Below are 23,356 nucleotides of genomic sequence, written 5' to 3' on the forward strand. Positions count from 1 at the left end.
CGACCTCGTTCAGGCCATGGTACTCAAGCGCGTTCCTTGCCCATTCAACAATGCCATGTACTGGGGAGAGCCCTTCATCCGAGCTTGCATGCTGAAATCGACGGTGTTGTTCATGGCCAGAGGGAAGCCTCGCGCAGGCTCATCTGGAAGCCGGGCGTACAAGACCCGTAATGCATCGTCGTAGTTGCTGTCCAGCGGACCCACTTCCATGAAGCGCAGCAAGCCATCGTAGTTTCCTCTGAAACCGCCCTTGCTGCCCTTCGCATTCATGTGCTGGACCATGTTCTCAAACTGCCGCTTACTTTGAGCCCACTGGCACACTTGCATCACGGCCTTCTTGCGCTGCCCCAGGAACTCAAAACCGTCCCAGAATGAATTGGTTGTCCAGCCTGAGTTGGCTGGGTGGGCTGCTGTCAAACTGCCATGGCGGGTGAGTTGATGCAGCAAGATGCCATGCGCCTCTGGCACGCACAGACGCAATTCGGCAGGATCTGTCAAGACCCGCTCCATTAGTTTGACGCGCTGATCCTCTAGATCCAGCTTTTTTTGGAAGTCGCTCCATTCTTGGTCAACATTCCGATAAGCATCGCCGACTCCATTCAGCATCATCACCTGCAACCGCACAGCAGACCTGTAGCACTCGGACGTCAATATCTGCAACATCTCAAAGTTGGCATTGAGCAGCGCCCTGAACAGCCATTCCATGAACTCGGCGATGTGCAAGGCGTCCACCTCAAGGCCAATCTCGCCTTTGGCCCCGGCGCCAAAGCAAAGGCCAGCCTTGGCTTTCAGCCTGAACTTGCCTTTGTCGTAATGCACCATCAGGCAAGCAGCAGCCCCTGCGCCAAACTGCACTTCGACCTTGGGGCCGACGCTGGCCATGGCTTTGAATTTTTCATTGACGGTTTTGGGGCTTTTGTACTCCAGTGCGCCGGTGAATTCCCCGCCCGCTTTGGCTCCTGCGAACAAATCAGCTCCCAGGCCTGCTTCGGCGCCTACTTTTTCCAGTGAAGCTTTCTTGGCATTGGGATCCGTGCCCTTGGGTCGGCCCGCACCCTTGACCCCAGCCTTGGTCAACTGGCTGTAGTCCACTTCCAGGCCCAGCTCGGCCGCCGCGCTAGCCCCCGCTGCGGCGGTGAGCTTGACCTGCGCCATGAATCGCAGTGCGCCGATGTGAAACTCCTTGCCTGACTTCATCCCAGTCAGCGCCCAAGCCCAACCATCGCTGTTGGGCAAATAGCCTTCGGCGGAGGCTTCGCCCTGAGCCACCATCAGCTCGGCCTTGCCATTGAGCTTGCCCGCGATCTTGCCGCCCTTGGGGTTCCATTCAACGCCCGCACTGCACCCAGCAAAGTACCGGAACAACTGAACGCCATATGCAAAGCTGATGTGCTTGCCCTCTGACTTCCTGTTCAAGTCGTCGGCCCAGGCCTGCAAGTTGGGCAACATGAAACCCGCTGTGTGATCTTCCCATTCAGCCTTGAACTTGGGCTCCAGCTTGCCGAACTGCTCCTTGAGCGTCTTGGTGTCAATCTTGCCGTTTTTGATGAAGCTGGCTGTTTGCGCCTTCTTGTCCTTGGTGCTGAGCTGGTAGCTACGGTAGTGGCTTCTAACTTTGTCAGATCGAACGTATGTCCACTTGCGCCCCCACACCTGTGGTTTGCCGCCTGCCTTGCGTTTGGAAAGTGGGATCAGTTCCAGCATCTCCTTGCCGTTGCCCGAAGTGGCCAGGTAGCCCTTGTCGCCCAACTCCACTTTGACGGCTGCATAGGCCTCGTCGTATTTCTTCTGGGCCTTCTTCAGCTCGCCAGTCAAATGGTTGACTTCATTCAGGGTTGGCCATCGCGCGGTCTCCGCCTTGGCCAGCTTTTCTTCCAGCGTGATCAGTCGCTCCTTGGCATCAATCAGAGCCTTGCACAAAGCTTCCATCTGGTTGGCCTCTTGCAAAAACTCCTTTGCCTTCTCTTTGGGCACGACCAGAACGGCTTCGTTCTTGGGATCAAACAAGAGCAGGTCTGCATCGTAGGTGGCCTTGGCATCTGTTGACGAGCCCCGTGTCACGTTGGTGCTCGCGCTGCCCAGAACGGCGGTATCTCCCGACATGTTTTATTCCTCGTCCGCCACAATGCGGATCTGTTGTGAGCCTGGTGTGTGCACACGTGTCGTGCGCCCATCCTGGTCGGTGATGCCCCGAGCAAGCACCTCGCCCTTGCTGTTCTCGATGCGGTACTTGTAGTAGCCCATGGGCTGGCCAGTGTCCTGGTCCAGCACCCGGAACTGCTCGTCGAACAACTGCTTGCTCTTGGCCAAGTTGACATCACTTGCCGACGCCGAACTCCCCCCCGTCAACTCCTTCATCGCCCCCTTGAACGCCGCAGTGCCACTGGTCCCCACTTCAATGTCCCCACCCTCGATCTTGATGTAGCTGCCCCCCCCATTCAGCACAATCTTGTTGGGCGCGCTGATGACGATGCTGCCTGCGGTGCTCTGAAGGTCAATGCCCTTCTCCGCCGTCAAGCTGAAGCGGTCACTCTGCGCCTGCGTGTTCACATTGCCGCTGGCCGCGTGCAGCTTCAAACCGATGTCTTGCACCGCGCGCTGGCCATCCTTGGTCTCGCCCCGCGTGAACAGGCTGATGCCATCCTTGACGGCCCAGGCCGCATGCCGCTGGCTCAGCAGGTTGGCGTCCTGCCCCGTGGTGATGGTGGCGTTCTGCCCGGCGCTGATGACGGTGTGGGCGGGCGTGGCGCTGCTGATGTCTGCCGCAGCGCTCAGGACCAGGTCGGGGCGCGCGGTGATGGGGATGCTGCCGTGGCCGCCATCAATGGCGATGACCTCGCCCTTCTCCACCAACACATCAGCGGCCTGGCCGTCGGACGACCGCGTGCCCTTCAAGCTGGCCAGCGTGGCCTGCAAGGCTTTCTGCGCATTGAGCTGATCGGGCGCAGGCTCGTTGGGCAGCTTGGCCAGATGCGTCTGCGCGTTCTCGCTCAAAGACTTGAGCAGCTCGGCATGGCTTTGCAACTGCCTTTGCGCTTCGCGTGTGTTGGTGGGCTGGCCTTGCGCCGTGCTGGTGCCACCATGGCGCGCAAAGGTGCTGATGTGCAGGCCGCTGCCCGCACGCACCGCACCCTGCGCCTGCGTGTGCAGCTCCAGGCCATGGCCTCGTCTGGCCAGGCGCTGGTTGTCGTTTTGTTGCAGCAGGTGGCCCATCTGCAGCCAGGTCTGGCTTTGCGTGGTGTGGGCCAACACGCGGCCTTGGCCGGGGGTGTCGTCGAACACCAGTTGGTTGTGGCCGCCACCGCCGCTCTGGCTGGTGTCCAGGCTTTGGCTTTTGAACCCACTCAAGGTGGCGGTGTGTGCATGGCCTTCCTGCTCGCCCTGGCGCTGGTCGCCCGGGAACCACGCCGGTGCGTTGCCCGTGGCCTGAGCCGCCCCGGCGTTCACCTCGTTGCCTTGCGCATTGCCAGAACCTTGCCCGTTGTAGGCCGCGCCAATCACCACCGGCCGGTCGATGTCACCTTCCAGAAAGGCGACGACCACCTCCTGGCCCAGGCGGGGGATGAAGCCACTGCCCCAGTTGGCGCCCGCCCAGCCTTGCGCCACGCGCACCCAGGTGCCCGAGGCGTCGGAGGCCGGTGCATTGTCGGCATCAGGCGTGGGCGAGTTGTGGCCCAGGCGGTGGCTGCTGCTGGCGCCACGTTGCCAATGGAACTGCACCTTGATGCGGCCATCTCGGTCGGTGTGAACAGGTGCGTCCAGGCCCACGACCAGGGCGGTCTGTGTGCCGTCCGCCGAGGGGCGCGGGTGCAGTCGGCTGCCATGCTCATTCACCAGCAAAGGACGCACGGGGACGCTGGCACGTTGCGCAGTGAAGCGAGCTTCGTACAAAGGTTCGTCGCTGCCATTGGCCTGAGGCTGCTTGGACAACAAGGGCGCAACGTGGCCCAGCAGGTGCTGCAACCCGGCCTGCGAGTCGGCGCTGAGGTTGTTGCGCGCTTTGTGCGTCACGCTCCGCACGACGAATCGCGCGGCGTCTTCACCCGCTGAAAGGTCGTGGTCGCTGTGCTCACGCAGAACAAAGGTGGTGGCCGGGGCCAGGGTGCGCACGGTGCCACGCCCATGGAACTGCTTGCGGCGAGCTTCCAGCGCTTGCAGGTGGGCCGTGGCCAGCCGTTGCGCTTCGGCGGGCGTCTCAAAGGCGTAGACGCCGGGTTGATCGTGGTGTGCCAGCGCGAAAGCTTGCCCGTGAGCGGCGTCGACCTGGGCCGTGCCCTGGTGGCTGTCCACGCTGCGGTAGTCCCAACTGGCCAGGCTCAGGCTGGAGGTGCCCACGCGGCGGTGGCCATGCCATCGGGTGATGCTGTCTTCCTTCATCACCGCGCCGGGCTGCGTGAAGCGGATGCTGGGCTGCGTGTTGGCTTGCAGTGCGCCGTTGTGGTCGGCGATGACCAGGGTGTGGCTGCCCAGCGTGGCCGCATCGCCCGGGTTGCCGGTGTGTTCCCACCAGCAGAACAGGCCGTTGTCCGCCAGCAGGCGGGTCACGAAATCCAGGTCGGATTCGTTGAACTGGCTCAGGGTGGACAGCACCGGGTAGACCGCCGGGTCGGCGATTTCCAGGCGGTGGGCCGCGGTCAGGGTACCTTGGCCCACGTAGTCGGCGAACACGGATTCCAGGATGCCGAGCACGCTCAGGTTTTGAAACGTCCACGAATCGACCCGCGCGCGCAGGAAGGCCAGCCAGGGCTCGATGACGAGCTGGTAGCGGGCCAGTCCGCCGTCTGAGCCCAGCAGGCGGAACTCGGTGACGTGGCCGTGAAAGGGGCGCAGCGCGGTGCGGCTTTGCGCGGTGAGCAACTCCAGCAGCACCGGCTGGCCGAGCAGGTCGGGCGCTTGAAGGTGGGCGTTGCGGCTCAGGGCCAGCATCTCTATCCGGTCAGGCGCGCCGCTGCCAACCGGGCCGATGGCTTGCGTGATCTCGGCGCGCTCGGCCATCAACACGTCGGGGCCCAAGGGCGTGTGCAGGCGCAACAGGCGCGTGTGCTGGCGCGCGCCCAGGGACGACAGGTCGGCCAACAGTGAATCGAACAGGTCGTGCGCGGCGCTGGCCAAGGAGCTTGGCAGGGCGGAAAGGTCGGTCATGCGGGTGTCCCTGAATTCTTGTGGCGCCCAGTGCAGCGAGGCCCTGGCGCAGAGTCGGGAAGTTATCGCAAAACCAGTCCGGGAATCGGGGCCAACCCCCGCATGGGGGCCTGTCAGATGGCGCAAAAGTGAAAGCAAATGTTGCGGATTCAGCAAGCAGGGGCGATGTCCCGCACAAGTTCAAGGGGGGCGTCATGACCGGGCGGGCCAGCGTCCATAAAATGCAGGCCTGACCTTTAACCGGCCTTTGACGAGGTCCCAAGCCATGTCGCGCACTTTCCGCATCGCCCCCAGCCTCTTGTCCGCCGACTTTGCCCGCCTGGGCGAGGAGGTCCGCCACGTGATCGACGCGGGCGCCGACTGGATCCACTTCGACGTGATGGACAACCATTACGTGCCCAACCTGACCTTCGGGCCGATGATCTGCCAGGCGCTGCGCAAGCACTCGGTCAAGGCTGATGGCACCAGGGTGCCCATCGATGTGCATTTGATGGTGCAGCCGGTCGACGCACTGGCCCAGGCTTTCGCCAAGGCGGGCGCCGACATCATCACCTTCCACCCCGATGCCAGCGCGCACGTGGACCGCACCTTGCAGCTGATCAAGGCTGAAGGGTGCCAGGCCGGCCTGGTGTTCAACCCTGCCGCGCCGCTGGACGTGCTGGAGTGGGTGCTCGACAAGGTCGATGTGGTGCTGCTGATGAGCGTGAACCCCGGCTTTGGCGGGCAGAGCTTCATCGACAGCACGCTGCGCAAGGCCGAGAAGGTGCGCAAGATCATTGATGCGTCGGGCCGCGACATCCGCCTGGAGATCGACGGTGGCGTGAAGGTGGACAACATCCGCCGCGTGGCCGACAGCGGCGCCGACACCTTCGTCGCGGGCAGCGCGATTTTTGGCCAGCCAGACTACAAGGCGGTGATCGACGCGATGCGGCAGCAATTGGCGGCTTGAGCGCGCGGCTTGTAACGGCTGCACACGTGCGCTGATGCGTTGAGGCTATCCTCGGCGCATGCCTTCCACGCCTGTTCAGATCACGTCCCGCCTGCCGCAAGTCGGCACCACCATCTTCTCGGTCATGTCGGCCCTGGCCCAGCAGCATGGGGCCATCAACCTGTCGCAGGGCTTTCCTGATTTCGACGCACCGCGCGAGCTGCTGGACCTGCTCGACCAGCACGCCCGCGCAGGCCACAACCAGTACGCGCCCATGGCGGGCGTGCCTGTGCTGCGAGAGGCCATCGCGGCCAAGGCCCAGTCCTTGTACGGCGCCACTTATGACCCTGACACCGAGGTCACCGTCACGGCGGGTGCCACGCAGGCCATCTTCACCGCGGTGGCGAGCATGGTGCGGCGCGGCGACGAGGTCATCGTCTTCGAGCCGGTGTACGACAGCTATGGCCCCGCGATCGAATTGAATGGCGGCAAGCCGGTGTACGCGCGCCTGGCCCTGTCCGATTACAAGCCCGACTGGGCGCAGGTCAAGAAGCTGATCAACAAGCGCACGCGCATGATCATCATCAACTCACCGCACAACCCGACTGGCGCGGTGTTCTCCAGCGATGACATGCTGGCGCTGCAGGCCTTGGTCAAGGACACCAACATCGTGGTGCTCAGCGACGAGGTCTACGAGCACATGGTGTTCGATGGCGTGCGCCATGAAAGCGTGATGCACTACCCCGGCCTGGCCGAGCGCAGCTTCGTGGTGTCCAGCTTTGGCAAGACCTACCACGTCACAGGTTGGAAGGTGGCTTACTGCCTGGCCCCGCGCGAGCTGATGGCCGAGTTCCGCAAGGCGCACCAGTTCATCGTGTTCACGGTGCATGGGCCTTCGCAATACGCGCTGGCCGACTTCATGAAGAAGCGCGAGTGGTATGCCGAGCTGAACGCCCTGTACCAAGGCAAGCGCGACATCTTCCGGCAAGCGATCTCGGGCTCGCGCTTCGAGTTGATGCCTTGCCAGGGCACCTACTTTCAATGCGTGAAGTACGGCGCCATCTCCGATGAAGGCGACCGTGCCTTTGTCGAGCGCCTGACGGTAGAGCATGGCGTGGCCGCGATCCCCGTGTCGGCCTTCTACCAGGACCAGGCCGACTTTGGCGTGATCCGCTTTTGCTTTGCCAAATCGGCGGCCACGCTCGAAAAGGCCCTGGATCGCTTGATCAGGCTGTGAAAGCGATCAGGGCACCAGCGGCACCGACCTGAGCGAGTTGGGAGTGTCGGCGTTGAACAACCACAGCGTGGTGTCGATGTGGAAGGTGGACGTGTTGCCGTTCAGGACTTCCGTCCAGTGGTGAACGTACAGCGGGTTCTGTGCGCCGGCCCAGGCCTGGTTGAGCATCCGCGCCATGCTGAAGTAATCGCCATGGGTGGGCAGGGTGCCCAGGGTGATTTTGGCGCGCGTGTCAACGTCGTAGCTCACCAGCCTGCCGCCGTCGCAGTCCGTCCGGTTCGGCGCGGGTTCGCACCACACCAGGCCCTTCTGCGACACGCTGTCGGGGTTGAACAGGGGGTGCAGGACCTTGTTGACCAGGTTGATGCCACTGGCTAGCAGTGTCTGGCTGTTGCCGTTATCGCGGATGCTGTAAATATCCTCCGTGTTGTCGTCTGCGGTCCGGGTGTAGTAGACCAAACCGTTTTCGACGTGGAACACGTTGATGTCGTTGACGGCCCAAGGCAGATTGCTTTGGCCACGCACCAAAGCCTGCCTGGCGGTGCTGCTCCGGTTGATGGACCACAGGACTTCACCGCTCCAGGGCGCCGGGCTGCTGTACGTGGCGGCCTGCGTGGCCAGGACCGAGGTGCTGCTCAGCCAAAGCCCCGTGATGTTGCCGCCTTCGGCAGGCAGCGTGCTCAGCGTCGACACGGCCCCCGTGGTGTTGATGGACAGGATCTGTTGACCATTGGCCAGGTACAAGGCCTTGTTGTCCAGGTTGAAGACAAGGGGCGCGGAGGCGTTCACCAATGTGGCCAGGGCAGGGCCCAGGACTGGCGTGGCACCGGTCCAGTTCAGTTGGTGGATCTGTGTGCCGATCTGGATCAACCATTGCGTGGCCTGGTCTGGCAGGGGCGCCACAACGCGAACGATGAGGTCGGGCGCGACGTCACCCGGCAAGGTGTGCAGGATCTGCGTCAGATCGGTGGAGCGGACGACGATGCGGCGTGAACCTGCATCCAGCGTGAGCAGGCCGCGTGTCTGGCCCAGGGCATTGATCAGACGGCTCAGGATGACGGCCTGACCGGCAGGCGCGCTGGGCCCGACCAAGGCCGTGGACATGCCTGTGGACACGAGTACCTGGCCGTTGTCGGAGGGTTGATCGCAATCGCCGTCCGGGCCAGGCGTGCGCACCACGAACCAGTCGTGCCGGCCATCGGCTTCCGTGGCGAAGAATCCGGGGCTCAGGCCGCAGGCATTGACCAGCGAAGAGATGCGTTGGGGCGTGGGCGTCACGCTGCCACCGATATCGACCTGGAAGACTTGGCCATTGCGCACGTAATAGAGCAACTGGGGCCCTTGGTACTGCAGGCCTGCGGCGCCGGGAGGCTGTTGGTAGGCATCGCTCACGAGCCAGCCGGGGTAGTCGGCGTCCCCGGAGCCCAATGTGGTTTGCCAGACCACCGCGCCGGTGAGGCTGTCGACGACGGCCAGTTGACGGGTGTAATTGCCCGGGACTCCTTGGTGAAGGTCGGCGACGGCGTAGCGGATACTGATGGTGGACGGGTTGGCGGCAAGGGGCGTCACTTCACGATCTGAAACGGGCTGCCGCTTGTCATCGTTGCTGCCACCGCCGCAAGCGGCCAGAAAGGCAACGCCGAGCAAGGGTGCCCAACGCATGGACTGGAACCAAGACAAGTACTGCTGAGCCATGGCGGCTTCTCCCTGAGTTTTTTTTGAACAACGGGAGCATTGTCACCCTAGAGGCTTCACTTGGCGGCCGCACCCACCGCGATCAAGGGGGACCATGCCAGGCCTCAATCTTTGAGTCGGCCGCGGATGCGGCTGAGCGACACGGGCGTGATGCCCAGAAACCGCGCCAGGTCTTTCTGCGGCACGCGCTGTGCCAGGCCGGGATGGCCATCGACAAAGGCCTGATAACGCTGCGTGGGCGACAAGGTCAGCAGATCGCGTTCACGCAACTCCTTGCGCGCGGCGAATGCTTGCCAGCCCCGCAGCAAGGCGCGTTGCCACAGCGCGTGTTGGGCGGCGATCTCCTCCATCCAGACGTAGTCGATGCATTCCAGTTCGCAGGCTTCCAGGGCCTCGCAGGCAAAGCTGGTCACGCCCTGGCCGTGAAGGGCGGTCAGGCTGCAGAAGAAGTCGCCCTCGGACACCAGCTCCTGCACCCAGTCGTCACCATTCAAGGCGCGATACACCAGCTTCAAGCAACCGCGTCGGACCACGTACAAGTAGGGGTGCACCTGGCCTGCTTCGAACAAGGTCTGGCCTTTGGGCAAGCACACGATGCGCAGGTGCTGGGCCAGGTCATCGGGCAGAGCCACCTCATCGCCCGCCAGTTTGCACAGCAGGGGCCAGCTCAGCAAGGATTGCTTATCCATCGTTAATGACAGCGGGGTGGTTTGGAGCGACGATGCGCGCCGAGATTAACCGCAAACCGACAGGAGACCTTCGAGATGACACCCCAAGAGCTGATCCCGCCGATGCTGCGCCCCATGGTGGCCATGATGGTGTTGACCGGCGTGGTCTGGTTGTTCATGTACGCGCGCCGCCTGGGCTACATGACCCGCCATGGCATTGACGCGCAAACGGTGAACACGCCGCAGAAGATGACGCAGGCCCTGCCCGAGGGCGTGGAGTTCGCCTCCAACAACCTGAAGAACCTGTTCGAGTTGCCGGTGCTGTTCTACGCCGTGTGCCTGGTCCTGATCCAGTTGGGCTGGGCCACCCACACCGACGTGACGGCCGCCTGGGTTTTCGTGGGCCTGCGCGCGGTGCACAGCGCCGTGCATTGCACCATCAATATCGTGATGCTGCGCTTCATCGCCTACCTGGGTGCCAGCCTGGCGCTGTGGTTCATGCTGGGCCGGGTGGTGATGCGTCTTTGCTGAGCCAGCGGTTCAGCAAAGACCACAGCTGCGGCAGCCGGATTGGCTTGGCGATGTAGTCGTTCATGCCGCAGGCCAGGCAGCGCTCGCTGTCTTCGCGCATGGCGTTGGCCGTCATGGCGATGATGGGCAACTGGGCCAGGGCGGGATGCTGGCGGATCTCGGTGGTCGCGGTGATGCCGTCCATCACCGGCATCTGCATGTCCATCAGCACGAGGTCGTAGTGCGTGGACAAAACCTTCTGCACGCCGATCGCGCCGTTCTCGGCGAAGTCCACGGCAAAACCCAGGCTCACCAGGATCTCGTTCATCAGCATCTGGTTCAAGGCCGTGTCTTCCACGACCAGGATGCGTGCGCCCTGGGCCTTGCGCTTCAAGGCCAGCTCGGCCTCGGAAGGCAGGGCGGCGGCCGTGGGCTGCGGGCGTTGGCCGCCCTGCACCAGGGCGGCGAGGTCTTGCAGCATCGAGGCGTGCACCGGTTTGATCAGCACATGCTCGATGCCTTCAAGGCGAGCCTGCTCCATGGCCTGGTCGTGGCCATAGGCGGACAGCAAGGCCAGGTGGGGCGGTGTGTGCAAGCCCAGCGCGCGGATCTGGCGGGCCGTGTCCACGCCATCCAGGCCGGGCATCTGCGCATCGAGCAGCACCAGCGCGAAGGGCTGGCCTGAGGTGGCGGCCTGCTCGACGGCGGCCACGGCCTGCTCGCCCGTGGCGGCATCGCTGACGATGAAACCCAGGTGATCGAGCATGCCGTGCAGCACCTGGCGGGCGCGGTCGTTGTCGTCCACCACCAGCGCGCGCTGGCGGTGCGATGAGGGCTTGGGCACACGAGCTTCGTGCGGTTCGGCCTCCAGCGCCACGGTGAACCAGAAGGTGCTGCCGGCACCGGGGGTGCTGTCCACCCCCACCTCGCCACCCATCTGCTCGGCCAGGTGCCTGGAGATGACCAGGCCCAGCCCGGTGCCCCCATATTTGCGGGTGATCGAGGTATCAGCCTGCTGGAAGCTCTGGAAGAGCCGCGCCTGCTGCTCCGCACTCAGGCCGATGCCGGTGTCGCGCACCGCGAAGTGCAATTGCACTTGCCGAGCCTGGCGCTGGTGGACGCGCACGATGATCCCGATCTCGCCGTGCTCGGTGAACTTGATCGCGTTGGAGCCGTAGTTGAGCAGCACCTGCCCGATGCGCAAGGCATCGCCCACGAGTTGAGCCGGCACGTCGGGCGCCACATCCAGGATCAGCTCCAGGTGCTTGCTGCTGGCCATCTCGACCAGTTGGGCGCAGATGTTGACCAGCAACTGCTCGAGCTCGAAACTGCGGTGCTCGATGTCCAGCTTGCTGGCCTCGATCTTGGTGAGGTCCAGGATGTCGGTGATGATGCCCATCAGGTGGTCGCTGGCCCCGGCGATTTTTTGCAGGTAGTCGCGCTGCTGGGGCTTCAGGTCGGTTTTCAAGGCCAGGTGCGTCAGGCCGATGACGGCGTTCATCGGGGTGCGGATCTCGTGGCTCATGTTGGCCAAAAAATCGGATTTGATGCGCGCAGCAGCTTCGGCCGCCTCCTTGGCCTGGCGCAGGGCCTGCATGGCTTCACGTTCGGTGGTGATGTCTTCGATGATGCCCAGCGTGCCGCGCTCCGGGTGGTCCTTGTCGATCAGGCGGGCGCTGATCCGGCCCCAGAACCGGCTGCCATCGTGCTTGATGAGCTGCTCTTCGCGCACGTGCGTTTCGCCCGTCATCATCTGCGCGTAGACCTTGTCCCCGGCGGCGAGGTAGGCCTCCTCATTGGGGTAGAAGACGCGGGTGGCCTGCCCTGCCAACTGGCCGGGTGCGTAGCCCAGGATTTCTTCCATGCGCCGGTTGCAGCGCAGGATCACGCGGCCCCGCAGCAAGCCGATGCCCACCGTGGCCGCGTCAAACAAGGCCTGCTGTTCGACGTTGGCCTTGCGCAGTGCATCGGCCACTTCAGCCAGTTGCGCGGTGCGCTCGTCCACCAGTTCCTGCAGGTGATGGCGCAGGCCTTCCAGCTCTTGGGCGGCGACCTTGCGTTCGGTGATGTCGCGCGCCACGCCGAGCACGCCGATGGGCTGGCCTTGCGCGTCAAAGACCGGGGCCTTCAATGTTTCGAACAAACGGGCTTCGGTCTCGCCGGGGAACTTTAACCATTCCTCATTGGCTCGTGGCCCACCGGAGGCCAGGGCCAGGTGGTCCTGTTCGCGGAACATGTCCGCCTGGGCCTTGTCGGCGAAGTCGTGGTCGGTCTTGCCGACGATCTCGGCCTCGCTGGCCCCGTACAGGCGTTCAACACCGGGGTTGCAGGCCATGTAGACGCCGCCCACGCTTTTGAGCCAGACCAGGTCGGGGATGTTCTTCACCAGGGTTTGCAACTGCGCCTTTTGCAGCAGGGCTTCGGCGGTGCGCCGCCGCACGATGCGGCGCAGGCTGGTGATCCAGCCCAGCAGCAGGATGCCCGTGCCCAGCAGGATGAGCACGCCGATGCCCAGCTGCTGCGCATAGGGCGCCAGGTTGATGGGCTCGTCCATCCATTTCTGGTGCAGGTTGGTCAGCTCATCTGCGGTGATGGCGGCCATGCCGTCTTCCACCAGCTTCATGGTGGCAGCGTCACCCTTGCGTGTGGCCCGGTGGAACTGCCCTTGGTAAATCTCGAAAGCCTTGCGGAACGCCTGGTGCAGGTCTTGTCTGGCCAGGTGGTAGTTGGCCGTGCGCTCGTTCAGGCAGAACAGTTTGATGTCCTGGGCAGCGGCGGCCTTGATGACGTCGGCATGGCCCTTGAAGATGCGCAGATTGGTCACGCCGCCTTGGCGCAGCTTGTCGATGCAGACGTCACCTTCCTGCACGCCGATCTGAAACCCGCGCAGCGCCGCCACGTTGTCGATGCCGTTGACCGAGGCGTGCCGAAAGACGGTGACCGGCGCGACCTCGTAAGGCGGTGAGAAATCGTACAGGGCCTCGCGTTCCGGGGTGCGGTACATCATGTCGATGACATCGGCCTCGCCCGCGTCGATCAGGCGGCGGGCCTCGCCCCAGTGGGTGGCGATGAACTGGACCTTGACGCCGGTCTTGGTCTCCCACAACTGCCACAGCTCCAGCAGGTAGCCAGCGGGGCGTCCCTCCACGTCGCGGAAGGTGTAGGGCGGGAAGGCGTCGTCGGTGGCGACGCGGATCGCGGTGGGGGTGGCAGAGGCCGACCACGCCAGCATGCACAGCCACGCCGTCAAGAGCGCCCTGGCTGCTTTGGGCGATGCAAGAAACCAGCGGGTCAACGGCACAAAATCTCCCCACACCTGCGTTGATGGCGCCCTGTAGTGTCGCTTACGGCCCTCGTCCGAACAAGCGCCCGGCGTGCAGGCCCAAGCCGGTGGCCACCGAGGCCAGGCGGTCACCACGCACCGCGCGGGTCCGCGGGAAGGCCGCTTCCAGCTGGTCGGTCAGCAGTTTCAGGCCGGTGGAGCCGCCCGTGAAATACAGCGCGTGGATGTCAGAGGGCTGCAAGCCGGCCATGCGCACGGTATCGAGCGCGCAGGCGGTGATGCGGGCCAGGTCTTCGCGGAAGGCCTGCTCGGCTTGCGCTTCCTTCAAAGGGGCGTGCAGGCCGGCTTCGATGATGGACAGGTCGATGTCGAAATCGCCCCCGGCCGCCACGGCGATCTTGGCGGCTTCGGCGCTGCCCACCAGGGCGTGGCCCAGGCGGTCGTTCACCACCTTCATCAGGCGCTTGAACTGGGTCTGGTCGGCGTAGAAGCCGTTCATGCTTTTCAGCTCGGCCACGCGCGGGGCCTGGTAGATGTTGTTGATCAGGTGCCAGGTGGCCAGATCGAAATAGACGCGGCTGGGAATGGGGCGTGGCGGCTGGCCGCCAATGCTGGGGCCCATGCCGCCGTGGCCCAAAGGTGGCATCACGCAGGACAGGGACACGCGGCGGTCGAAATCGGTGCCCGCCACGTGCACGCCGTGGCTGGCCAGGATGTCGCTGCGGCGGTCGAGCAGGGCGGCGCGCTGCGGGCCCACGCGCACCACCGAGAAGTCGGAGGTGCCACCGCCGATGTCGGCCACCAGCGCGAGTTCTTCGCGCGTGGCCTGTTGCTCGTAGTCAAAAGCAGCCGCGATCGGTTCGTACTGGAAAGCCACGTCCTTGAAGCCCACGGCGTGGGCGGCGGCTGCCAGCGAGGCTTGGGCTTGCGCGTCGCGCTCGGGGTCGTCGTCCACGAAAAACACGGGGCGGCCCAGCACCACGTGGCTGAGCACCTGGCCGCTGGCACGCTCGGCGCGGCTGCGCAGGTGGTGCAAATAGCCGGTGATGATGTCGATGTACTTGACGCCAAAGCCGTGGCCCAGGTCGGTGGTCTGCTCCACCAGCGGGCTGCCCAGGATGCTCTTCATGGAGCGCATCAGGCGGCCTTCGTAGCCTTCGATGTAGGCCTGCACGGCGGCGCGGCCAAAGGTGCGGGGCAATTCGGCGCCAGCGCGGCCGGTTGCTTTTTCAAAAGCGATGGGCAGGTCATCGCTGTCGGTGCAGTAGAACACCGCCGTGGGCATGGTGAGGCTGTCGCCCTCCAGCGGCACCAGTCGCATCCCCTGGTCAGTGGGAATGGCGATGGCCGAATTGGAGGTGCCGAAGTCGATGGCGCAATAACTACTCAAGGGGCGGGTTCTCTGGCGGGACGGACGGGGCGCACACTGTATCAGTCAGGGGGTGGCTTCGAAAAGCGGCGGGCGTTTTGCCGCTCCAGCGTTGAAAGGCGTGGATGAAGGCGGCGGACTCAGCATAGCCCAGCTCCTGGGCAATCGCTTCGATCGACAACTGGGTGTGGTGAAGCAAGTGCCGCGCCTTGTCGTAACGCACCTGGCTCAACAGCTCGCGAAAATTGTGGCCTTCCTCGCTCAACTGGCGCCGCAGGCTGCGCTCGGACAACTGGAAGGAGCGGGCCACCTCCTCTGCGCTGGGGTAACCCTGCGTGAACATCGCCAGGTGAGCCTGCACCCGATCGCTCAAGGTGCTCAGCGACACGTTCTGCGCCACCAGTTGTTGCTCGCACATGGACCGGTACATGCCATGGGCGGCCGGATCGGCCGAGGCAAAACGCAGTTGCAGGTACTCGTTGCGCATCCACAGGCGGGCCACGGGCTCGCCAAAGCGCACGGGGCAGCCGAAGTGGGCTTCGTAGACGGCGGCTTCCGGCGGACGCGGGTAGGGCATGTCGATGCTTTCGGCTCGCAGGTCCAGGCCCAGCGAGGCCTGCAGGTCACGCATCATCTTGTAGGTGCCCGAGACCTCGCCATCCACCCGGAAGCGAAACACCTTGGGGGGCATGGGCAAGGGCTCCAGCACCAGGGCGCTGAGCTGTTCGCCGGGCTCGAAGCGCAGGGTGCCGTAGTTGTAGGTCAGGCGCTGGTAGCGGATGCCCATCTGAAAGGCTTCGTAGGCATTGGCGCAGGTCAGCAGCAGCATCACCAGTGGGCCGTAGCCCGCCAGGTTGTAGAACTGCCCCAGCCGCAGGCCGATGGTGGGGTCGTGCAGGTACTGGGCCAGGTCGGCGTAGATCCGCAACTCGCGGGCGCGGTCGATGGGGGTGCTGGGGTTCAGCTGTTCCAAGACAAGGCCGTGCCGGGTCAGCACGGGGGTGGGGTCTTCGCCCAGTTGCTGCAGGCCTTGCAGCATGTAGATGAGGCCCAGGACGGGACGGGTACCCATGGGTGGTGCTTGCTTGGTTTGATCTGCGTCAAGAACGCGCCTTGTGGGGCTTGGGCGCCGCCAGCTTGGCCGAAATAATCAATCTGACGGGCGAATCTAGCATGGCGGCAAGCGCACCGCGCACGCACCATGGCCTGGCGTTCGGAGACAAATCAACAAGGTGCCGCATGACTTCACAGAACACGACCATTTCCTCCTCCCCCCGCCCCCGCCAGGTTGAAGTGGCGATCGCCGGTGTCGGCTTTGGCGGCTTGTGCATGGCGGTCAAGCTCAAGATGGCGGGCATTGACGACTTCGTGATCCTGGAGAAAGCCAGCGAGGTAGGCGGCACCTGGCGCGACAACACCTACCCGGGCGCCGAGTGCGATGTGCAGTCGCACATGTACTCGTACTCGTTCGAGACCAAGCCGGATTGGACCAAGCGCTATGCCCCTTGGGACGAGATCCAGCAGTACATCCTGGACGTGACCAAAAAGTACGGCATCCGCCCGCACATCCATTTCAACCAGGAGGTGATCAGCGCGGTGTTCAACGAAGGCACGGGGCGCTGGACCATCAAGACCGCCGGTGGCGAGGTCATCAGCGCGCGCCACTGGGTGCTGGCTTCAGGCCCGCTGCACGTGCCGGCGTTTCCTGACATCAAGGGGCTGGACACCTTCGAGGGCAAGGTGATGCACTCGGCCCAGTGGGACCACGGCTACGATCTGCGTGGCAAGACGGTGGTGTCTTTGGGCAGCGGCGGCAGCGCCATCCAGTACGTGCCGGAGATCGCACCCCTGGTCAAGAAACTGCACGTGTTCCAGCGCACGCCAGCCTGGGTGATTCCGCGCGACACGCGCCAGTATTCCGAGTTCCGCAAGAAGCTGTTCGCGGCCCTGCCCATCACGCGCACGCTGCACCGCTGGCGTTGTTACTGGACCAACGAGTCGCGCGTGTGGCCCATCTTCAACCCATGGATGGCGCGCATTGGTGGCGCGGCGATCAAGAAGTTCATCTCGCACCAGGTGAAGGATCCGGCCCTGGTCAAGAAGCTCACGCCCGACTACACCCTGGGCTGCAAGCGCATCCTCATCTCCAACAAGTGGTACCCCACCTTCAACCGGCAGAACGTGGAGCTGGTGACCAACGGCATCCAGGAAATCCGCGAGCACAGCATCGTCACCAAGGATGGGGTGGAGCGGCCCATGGACTGCCTGATCCTGGGCACCGGTTTCATCGTGGACCCGCGCATCTACATGAAGAACTTCGAGATGCGCGGCCGCCATGGTCACACCTTGCAAGAGGACTGGAAGGTTAGCCCAACGTCCTACCTGGGCATCACCACCGCCAACTACCCCAACATGTACCAATTGGTGGGGCCGCACACCGGCCTGGGCCACAACTCCATCATCTTCATGATCGAGGCGCAGGTGGACTACATCGTCAAGTGCATCCAGCTGGTCAAGGCCAAGGGCGTGGACTACCTGGACGTCAAGCCTGCTGCCATGACGCGCTTCCTGAACGAGGTGACACAGGCGCTCAAGGGCACGGTGTGGTCATCGGGCTGCAAGAGCTGGTACCAGACGGCGGAGGGCATCAACTTCGCGATCTGGCCCAACTCGACGTGGAAGTACTGGCTGCAAACGCGCAGCATCAACGAGTCGGACTACGAGTTCGTGAAGTGTGTGGCCAAGAGTTCCACGGAGCAGTTGGAAGTGGGCGGCTCTCAGAGCACCATGGGCTTGGCGTAGCCGGTCATCTCCAGGTAGCCCTCGCCGACCACGCGCTGGTCGGCGTCGCGCAATTCGCTCAAGCCTTCCCAGTAGACGGTGCCGGTGCTTTGCTGCCCGGCCAGTTCCTGAGCATCGAGCAAGGCGTGCACGGTGAAGCGGCCGACGGGCGTGATCACCTGCCATTCGACCGGGTAGGTGGCGTGCGTGGCGGGGCTTTGCCAGGTGCGACCTGGGGTGAAGCGAACCTCTTCAGGTTTGAAGATGTGGGTGGCTTGGCCAGGTGCGCGGAAGCTGCCGCCAGACCATGAGGTCGAGCCATCGGCCCGGCGCACGCGGAAGGCCATCAGGGCGCTGCCATCGCGCAGGTTCATGCCGATCCAGTCCCAGCCCACGGCGTCGGGGGCCAGCAGGCCCTCGCCGCACTCGTGGTCCATCCAGGCCTGGCCGGTGACAGCTTGCGTCTGGCCTTTCAAGGTGACCTGGCCGGTGACCGCCAGCTGCGGTTGCGAGTAATAGCGGCTGGCCTGGCTGGGCAGCGGGCCTTTGCGCGAATAGCCCGCCTGGCCCTGCACCAAGGGTGCTTGTGTGCTGCGCATGCCCAGTTGGAAGCTGAAGGCCTGGGCCTTGACTTGCGCCTGGTAAAGGCTTTGCGTGGTGCTGCCGCTGCGTTGCAGGGACCAGTCTTTCAGGTACACGTGCGTGTCGGCCGTGCTGGCACCAGCCAGGCCCAGGCCTTCGCGGGCGATGCGCTGGTCGTGCAGCAACTGGCGGCCCGCCGCATCGGTGAGGGCGGCGTGCGCCAGGATCAATTGCTTGGCGGCGAATTGGCTGGGGTTGTCTTGGGCCGTGTCCACGCGCGATCGGAAGAAGGTGACCTGGAAGCCCAGTGTTTGGCGATCCGCCGTGCGCAGGCGGCCGGTGATGTACCACCACTCGGTTCGAAACTCGGGGTGGGCGCCGAAGTCCCGCGGGAAGCGCAGGGCATCACCGGGTTTGACTTCGGGGTGGGCGGCGGCGGGCGCGACCCAGCTGGCATGGGCGCCCAGCGTGCCCATGCCCAGCAGGGCGAGACACTGGCGTCGGTCGAATGGCGGCAAGCCATTGCTCATGCGTCGCCTTGCACAGGGTCTGCTGCCCCTGGCCATCGCTTGGCTTCAAGCTCCCGTCTGGTCCGATTCAGCGCATCGACCAACACAGCTTCATCGGGCAGCATGGTCTGGTACTCGGCGGCCAGCACCTTGTTGGGCAGGCCATCCAGGGCGTATCGCGCCACGGCTGCATTGGTCCGAGCGCACAGGATCAAACCCACAGGAGGGTTCTCGTCGGGCAGGGTCCAATGTTCGCGGGCATAGTTGCAGTACATGTGCATCTGTCCCACATCAGCGTGGTTCAGCTCGGTCAGCTTCAGGTCGATGATGACCAGGCAGCGCAATCGACGGTGGAAAAACAGCAAGTCCACTCGGAACCAGCTTTCGCCAATTCGCAGACGGCGCTGGCGCCCTACAAAGGTAAAGTCGCTGCCCAGTTCCAGCAAAAAATCCTCCAGGCGGTGGATCAGCGCGTCTTCCAGCTCGGACTCCGAGTATTCGTCCTTGAGGGCCAGAAACTCCAGCACATACGGGTCTTTGATGGCTTCTTCCGGTGTGATCAGATCACCGGGCTGGGGCTGGCTGCCTTTTTCCAGCATGTTGCGCTTGCTTTTCGACAGCAAGGCCCTGGTGTAGAACTGGCTGCCGATCTGGCGGTCGAGTTGGCGCACGCTCCATCCTCCGCGCAGGGCCTCTGCTTCGTAGAATGCTCGTTCCTCTGCAGAGCGAGTGCGCCGCGTCAAGTGCACATAGTGTGACCAGGACAAGGGGAAAGCCGCAGCCAGTTGCTCGGGCTTGGATATCCGAGACGCTGTCTCGGTTTTTTCATGGGCAACAAGTGGGGCTGAATTCCGAGACAGCGTCTCGGCAATCTGTGCCGCCGGGTATGCCAGGTAAAAAAGCCGCATCTGTTCCAGGTTGTCCACGCTGAAACCACGCCCGAAGCGCTGGTTCAGGTCACCTGATAGTCGCTGAAGCAAAGCCTTGCCATAGTCGGCGCGGGTGCTGCCGCCCTGGTCAAGCTCGACGATGCGGCGGCCGATTTCCCAGTAGGTGGCTGTCATCAAGGCGTTGACACTGCGTGCGGCGGCGGCACGGGCGGCCTTGAGCAGCGCAACGATGTCGCCTTGAATGCGGTCGTAGTCCTGAGTGGGCGCCAAGGGCTTGGTCACCATGCCACCTCGTTCGCAGCTACCCCACGAGAGGTCAACAATGCCCGGCAGGCATTTGCTGCAGTACTCACACCATCACGCATCACCAGCCCTCCAATTGTTTGCCTGTCGAGTGGCTGATTGTAAGAACGTGAGCCACGCGCACTGGCATTTCTGGCGTGTGTCACCAGTCTTCCTTCACGGCCATCACGGCATCGCGCCCGATGGCTTGTCGGCCAGCGATCAAGGCCGTCACCGTGCCGGCCAGCACCACGCCCAGGCACAGCAGGCCCAATCGGTCCCAGGGCGCCAGCAGCTCCATGGTCCAGTGGAAGCTCTGCGGGTTGACCACCTCGACCAGCACCACGCTGACCGCCAGGCCCAAGCCCAGGCCCATCAAGGCGCCGATGCCCGTCAACACCAGACCTTCACCCCCGACGATGCCCAGCACCTGCCGGGGCGTGAAGCCCAGGTGGCTGAGCAGGCCGAACTCCTTGCGGCGCGCCAGCACCTGCGCCGAGAAGCTGGCCGCCGTGCCGAACAGGCCGATGCCGATGGCCACGGCCTGCAACCAGTAGGTGACGGCGAAGCTGCGGTCGAAGATGCGCAGGGTGGTCTCGCGGATCTGCCGCGGCTCGGCGAACTCGATCAGGCCACCGGCCAGGCCACGCGCTTCGGCTGCGCGGCGGATGGCGCTTTGCACATCGGGCGTGCGCGCTTCGGGGGCCAGCCACAAGGCCAGGTCGTTGATGCCGTGGTCGCCGGTCAGGCCTTGGTAGTCGGCCTGGTCGATCACGATGGCGCCTTGCTGGCGTGCGTAGTCGCGCCACACGCCGCGAACGAAAGCTTGAACGGGCGGCTGCCCCGCGCGCAAAGGCAGCGCCAAAGCGCGGCCAGGTGCGGCGCCATGCAGGTCCACCATCGCCTCGCTCACGTAGACCGCCACCTGGCCGGGCTTGGGCGGCAGCAGCTCGCCCACCAGGGGCAGGCTGCGGTCGGCCTGGCCCACGGGGCGCGACAGCAAGGCCACGTCGCCGAGTGATGGGTTCAAGCTCAGCGAGGTTACGCGGATGCCCACGGCGCGCTGCACGCCGGGCACTTGCCGCACGTCATCGAGCAGGTCCTGGCCCAGGTTCAAGGTGTCGCTGCCTGCGCCGCTGGTGGCGCGGGCATACAGGTCGGCGGGCAGGACCACGTCCAGCCAGGCCGTGACCGAGCCCCGGAAGCTGGCCACCATCACCGTCAAGGCGACCGACAAGCTCAGGCTGGCCACCACGCCCGCGATGGCCACCGTGGCGGTGTGCCGCATGCGCCGCGCGCGTTCAAACGCGAGCAGGGGAGCGGGCCGTTGCGGCGTTGGCCACAGGCTCAGCAGCAGGCCCACCGTGCCGGGCACACAGGCGATGCCCCCCATCAACAGACAAGCCACGCTGAGGTAAGCCCACAGCGGCACACCGGCCACGGGCGGCAGCATGGCCAGCGCCACGCCCAGCAGCAACAGGACGGGGCCCAACCAGGGCAGGCGCGAGGCGTGGTGCGTGTCGCCCAATCCCTTCAAGGCCTGGGCGGGCGGCAAGTCTTGCGCAGCCCGGGCCGGCAACCAGCCCCCCAACATGGCGGCCAGCACGCCCAGGCCGCCATACAGCGCGGCCGCCCAGGGTGACCACTGCAAGGTGGGCGCAATGCCTGGGAAGTAGCCGCCCCCCAGGTCACCGGCCAAGAGCTTGAGTGCCGTGTAGGCCAGGCCCGTGCCCGCAGCGATGCCCAGCACCGAGCCCAGCAGCCCGATGGCGGCTGATTCGCACAGCACCAGCGACAGCCGCTCACGCGCGCTCAAGCCCAGCACGCCCAACAGCGCCAAAGACTGCTGCCGCTTGGCCACCGACAGCGACAGGATCGAGAACACCAGGAAGGCACCAGTGAACAGCGCCACCAATGCCAGCACCGTCAGGTTCACCCGATAGGCGCGCGACACGTTGGACACCCGCTGCGTGGACTCATCGCCCGAATCGCTGACGACGCCATCGGGCAACTGCAATGCCTTCAGCACCAGGGCCGCTTGAGCGCCGCCCACCAGCTTGACGTCGATGCGGCTGAGCTGCCCCAGCGTGCCCAGCATCGCTTGGGCACCCGCGATGTCCATCACGCCCAAGGCCTCGCCACCGGCGATCACCGTGCCCACCACGCGCAGCTTCTTCAAGGCCAGGCCCGACTGCACCTCGATGGTGTCGCCCGCCGCCACGCCCAGCTTCTGGCGTGCTTGCGCGTTCAGCGAGATGGCATCGGTGGCGAACAGCACCAGGCGGTCCTCGCCCTGGGCCAGGCGCGGGATCAAGGCGGGCGACAAAGGCGCGGCCACCAGTGGGTCCAGCCCAAGGATCTTCAAGGCGTGCTTTTGCCCTTGCGGGCCGATGGCCAGCGTCGTCACCTCAACCACAGGGCTGGCCAGGGCGACATCAGCATGCCGGGCCACTTTCGGGTACAGCGCTTCGTCGAAGCCACCGCGTGCCGCGCGCAGGCTGAAATCGGCTTGCCCATTGACCGATCGCACCGCCGAGCTGAACTCGCTCAAGGCCGATTCGTTGATCAGGTGCACCGAGAACGCCAAGGCCACGCCCAGCAACACGGCCAGCACGGCGGTGGCATGGCGCCAGCCGTGGTGCCGCAGCTCTGGCCAGGAAAAGTGACGCAGCAGGGTCGCAACGGGCGAAGGCTCAGGTCGCATCGCGCAGACCTTGCCGGGTCAGCCGCAGCACCCGGTCGGCGCGTTGCGCGGCCGAGGGCGAATGGGTCACCATCACACAGGCTGTCTGATGCGTGCGGATTTGCGCCACGAAAGCGCTCATCACCTTGTCCGCCGTTTCGGGGTCGAGGTTGCCGGTGGGCTCGTCGGCCAGCAGCAGCGCGGGGCGGTGGATCAAGGCGCGCGCGATGGCCACGCGCTGCAGCTGTCCGCCGGACAACTGTTGTGGCAGGCGTTCGCCCAGGCCCTCCAGGCCGACCGACGTCAAAGCCTCGGCCAGGCGGTGGGTGTAGGCGGCGCCTTTGTTCTCGCCCAGCAGCATCAAAGGCAGGCCCACGTTCTGCGCCACGCTCAAGTGCGGCAGCACGTGAAAGGCCTGGAACACGAAGCCCAGGTGGCGGCGCCGAAAGTGCGCCTGCGCGGTCTCGTCCAGCGACTGAACGTCCACGCCTTTCAGCGAAACGTGACCTTCGTCGGCCCGGTCCAGCCCCGCCAGGCAGTTCAGCAAGGTGGATTTGCCGACGCCCGATTCGCCCACGATGGCGATGAATTCGCCCGGTTGCACGCTCAGATCAACGTGGGCGAACACCGGCTCGGGGCCATAACGTTTGGTCAAACCTCGAACTTCAAGCATGCGGATTCAGGGCCGGGAGCGAACGAACCGGTAAACTGTATCCCTTTCGAGGTCTCGCTGCCCCATGGCTGTTGTCTCCAAAGGGAACACCCCGCTCATCGTCGATCTGAAAAGCGCCACGCTG

General features: G+C 64.5%; 15 protein-coding genes. 4 read left to right on the forward strand and 11 right to left on the reverse strand.

Annotated features, from left to right (window positions below):
• Positions 1-9 precede the first annotated feature (9 nt).
• Together Q7V20_RS07845 and Q7V20_RS07850 are read right to left on the reverse strand one after the other, a co-directional pair.
• On the reverse strand, positions 10-2,103 hold the full coding sequence (locus Q7V20_RS07845; protein ID WP_304788892.1) for a hypothetical protein: 2,094 nt from the start codon (positions 2,101-2,103) through the stop codon (positions 10-12).
• A gap of 3 nt (positions 2,104-2,106) precedes the next feature.
• Complete coding sequence (locus Q7V20_RS07850; protein WP_304788894.1) at positions 2,107-5,142, reverse strand: type VI secretion system Vgr family protein; 3,036 nt, start codon at positions 5,140-5,142, stop codon at positions 2,107-2,109.
• Between the two features lie 265 nt (positions 5,143-5,407).
• On the opposite strand from Q7V20_RS07850, the gene rpe reads away from it, so the two are divergent.
• A complete protein-coding gene (gene rpe, locus Q7V20_RS07855; protein ID WP_304788896.1) occupies positions 5,408-6,091 on the forward strand; it encodes a ribulose-phosphate 3-epimerase in 684 nt (227 codons plus the stop codon).
• Between the two features lie 58 nt (positions 6,092-6,149).
• Positions 6,150-7,307, forward strand: a complete 1,158-nt coding sequence (locus tag Q7V20_RS07860; RefSeq protein WP_304788898.1) for a pyridoxal phosphate-dependent aminotransferase — start codon at positions 6,150-6,152, stop codon at positions 7,305-7,307.
• A gap of 6 nt (positions 7,308-7,313) precedes the next feature.
• On the opposite strand, the gene Q7V20_RS07865 is transcribed toward Q7V20_RS07860, so the two are convergent.
• Together Q7V20_RS07865 and Q7V20_RS07870 are read right to left on the reverse strand one after the other, a co-directional pair.
• Positions 7,314-9,002, reverse strand: coding sequence for a hypothetical protein (locus Q7V20_RS07865; protein ID WP_304788899.1), 1,689 nt, complete (start codon positions 9,000-9,002; stop codon positions 7,314-7,316).
• 104 nt (positions 9,003-9,106) lie between these two features.
• Positions 9,107-9,676, reverse strand: a complete 570-nt coding sequence (locus Q7V20_RS07870) for a Crp/Fnr family transcriptional regulator (RefSeq protein ID WP_304788901.1) — start codon at positions 9,674-9,676, stop codon at positions 9,107-9,109.
• 90 nt (positions 9,677-9,766) lie between these two features.
• On the opposite strand from Q7V20_RS07870, the gene Q7V20_RS07875 reads away from it, so the two are divergent.
• Complete coding sequence (locus tag Q7V20_RS07875) at positions 9,767-10,201, forward strand: MAPEG family protein (RefSeq protein WP_304788903.1); 435 nt, start codon at positions 9,767-9,769, stop codon at positions 10,199-10,201.
• On the opposite strand, the gene Q7V20_RS07880 is transcribed toward Q7V20_RS07875, so the two are convergent.
• The 3 genes from Q7V20_RS07880 to Q7V20_RS07890 all read right to left on the reverse strand — a co-directional run bounded on the left by Q7V20_RS07880 (position 10,167) and on the right by Q7V20_RS07890 (position 15,904).
• Positions 10,167-13,412 (reverse strand): response regulator, encoded by a 3,246-nt coding sequence (locus tag Q7V20_RS07880; RefSeq protein ID WP_304788905.1) that lies wholly within the window; start codon positions 13,410-13,412, stop codon positions 10,167-10,169. The two genes, Q7V20_RS07875 and Q7V20_RS07880, sit on opposite strands and share 35 nt — an antisense overlap.
• 112 nt (positions 13,413-13,524) lie before the next feature.
• The gene (locus Q7V20_RS07885) at positions 13,525-14,853 is read right to left on the reverse strand and encodes an Hsp70 family protein (protein WP_304788907.1); all 1,329 of its coding nucleotides are present in this window, start codon (positions 14,851-14,853) and stop codon (positions 13,525-13,527) included.
• Complete coding sequence (locus tag Q7V20_RS07890) at positions 14,846-15,904, reverse strand: AraC family transcriptional regulator (protein WP_304788909.1); 1,059 nt, start codon at positions 15,902-15,904, stop codon at positions 14,846-14,848. The genes Q7V20_RS07885 and Q7V20_RS07890 overlap by 8 nt, the downstream gene beginning before the upstream one ends.
• Positions 15,905-16,071: 167 nt before the next feature.
• Here Q7V20_RS07890 and Q7V20_RS07895 point away from each other — a divergent pair, with 167 nt between their 5' ends.
• Entirely contained in the window at positions 16,072-17,634 is a 1,563-nt protein-coding gene (locus Q7V20_RS07895; RefSeq protein ID WP_304788911.1) for an NAD(P)/FAD-dependent oxidoreductase, read from the forward strand.
• Here Q7V20_RS07895 and Q7V20_RS07900 read toward each other — a convergent pair.
• The 4 genes from Q7V20_RS07900 to Q7V20_RS07915 all read right to left on the reverse strand — a co-directional run bounded on the left by Q7V20_RS07900 (position 17,610) and on the right by Q7V20_RS07915 (position 23,232).
• The gene (locus Q7V20_RS07900; RefSeq protein ID WP_304788913.1) at positions 17,610-18,725 is read right to left on the reverse strand and encodes a carotenoid 1,2-hydratase; all 1,116 of its coding nucleotides are present in this window, start codon (positions 18,723-18,725) and stop codon (positions 17,610-17,612) included. The two genes, Q7V20_RS07895 and Q7V20_RS07900, sit on opposite strands and share 25 nt — an antisense overlap.
• Entirely contained in the window at positions 18,722-19,879 is a 1,158-nt protein-coding gene (locus Q7V20_RS07905) for a YhcG family protein (protein WP_304788915.1), read from the reverse strand. The genes Q7V20_RS07900 and Q7V20_RS07905 overlap by 4 nt, the downstream gene beginning before the upstream one ends.
• A 160-nt stretch (positions 19,880-20,039) precedes the next feature.
• A complete protein-coding gene (locus Q7V20_RS07910; protein ID WP_304788917.1) occupies positions 20,040-22,580 on the reverse strand; it encodes an FtsX-like permease family protein in 2,541 nt (846 codons plus the stop codon).
• Positions 22,570-23,232: an ABC transporter ATP-binding protein gene (locus tag Q7V20_RS07915; protein ID WP_304788919.1), complete on the reverse strand. Its 663-nt coding sequence runs from the start codon at positions 23,230-23,232 to the stop codon at positions 22,570-22,572. Before Q7V20_RS07915 ends, Q7V20_RS07910 begins: the two co-directional genes overlap by 11 nt.
• Positions 23,233-23,356 lie beyond the last annotated feature (124 nt).

The sequence above is a fragment of the Aquabacterium sp. genome (genome assembly GCF_030652515.1).
In the GTDB taxonomy this organism is placed as follows: Bacteria; Pseudomonadota; Gammaproteobacteria; order Burkholderiales; family Burkholderiaceae_C; genus Aquabacterium.

Coding starts and splice junctions, on each gene's coding strand:
- Q7V20_RS07895 (WP_304788911.1), top strand. CDS start 16,072: ATGACTTCACAGAACACGACCATTTCCTCCTCCCCCCGCCCCCGCCAG.
- Q7V20_RS07850 (WP_304788894.1), bottom strand. CDS start 5,142: ATGACCGACCTTTCCGCCCTGCCAAGCTCCTTGGCCAGCGCCGCGCAC.
- rpe (WP_304788896.1), top strand. CDS start 5,408: ATGTCGCGCACTTTCCGCATCGCCCCCAGCCTCTTGTCCGCCGACTTT.
- Q7V20_RS07900 (WP_304788913.1), bottom strand. CDS start 18,725: ATGAGCAATGGCTTGCCGCCATTCGACCGACGCCAGTGTCTCGCCCTG.
- Q7V20_RS07910 (WP_304788917.1), bottom strand. CDS start 22,580: ATGCGACCTGAGCCTTCGCCCGTTGCGACCCTGCTGCGTCACTTTTCC.
- Q7V20_RS07880 (WP_304788905.1), bottom strand. CDS start 13,412: ATGCTGGCGTGGTCGGCCTCTGCCACCCCCACCGCGATCCGCGTCGCC.
- Q7V20_RS07905 (WP_304788915.1), bottom strand. CDS start 19,879: ATGGTGACCAAGCCCTTGGCGCCCACTCAGGACTACGACCGCATTCAA.
- Q7V20_RS07890 (WP_304788909.1), bottom strand. CDS start 15,904: ATGGGTACCCGTCCCGTCCTGGGCCTCATCTACATGCTGCAAGGCCTG.
- Q7V20_RS07865 (WP_304788899.1), bottom strand. CDS start 9,002: ATGGCTCAGCAGTACTTGTCTTGGTTCCAGTCCATGCGTTGGGCACCC.
- Q7V20_RS07860 (WP_304788898.1), top strand. CDS start 6,150: ATGCCTTCCACGCCTGTTCAGATCACGTCCCGCCTGCCGCAAGTCGGC.
- Q7V20_RS07875 (WP_304788903.1), top strand. CDS start 9,767: ATGACACCCCAAGAGCTGATCCCGCCGATGCTGCGCCCCATGGTGGCC.
- Q7V20_RS07915 (WP_304788919.1), bottom strand. CDS start 23,232: ATGCTTGAAGTTCGAGGTTTGACCAAACGTTATGGCCCCGAGCCGGTG.
- Q7V20_RS07845 (WP_304788892.1), bottom strand. CDS start 2,103: ATGTCGGGAGATACCGCCGTTCTGGGCAGCGCGAGCACCAACGTGACA.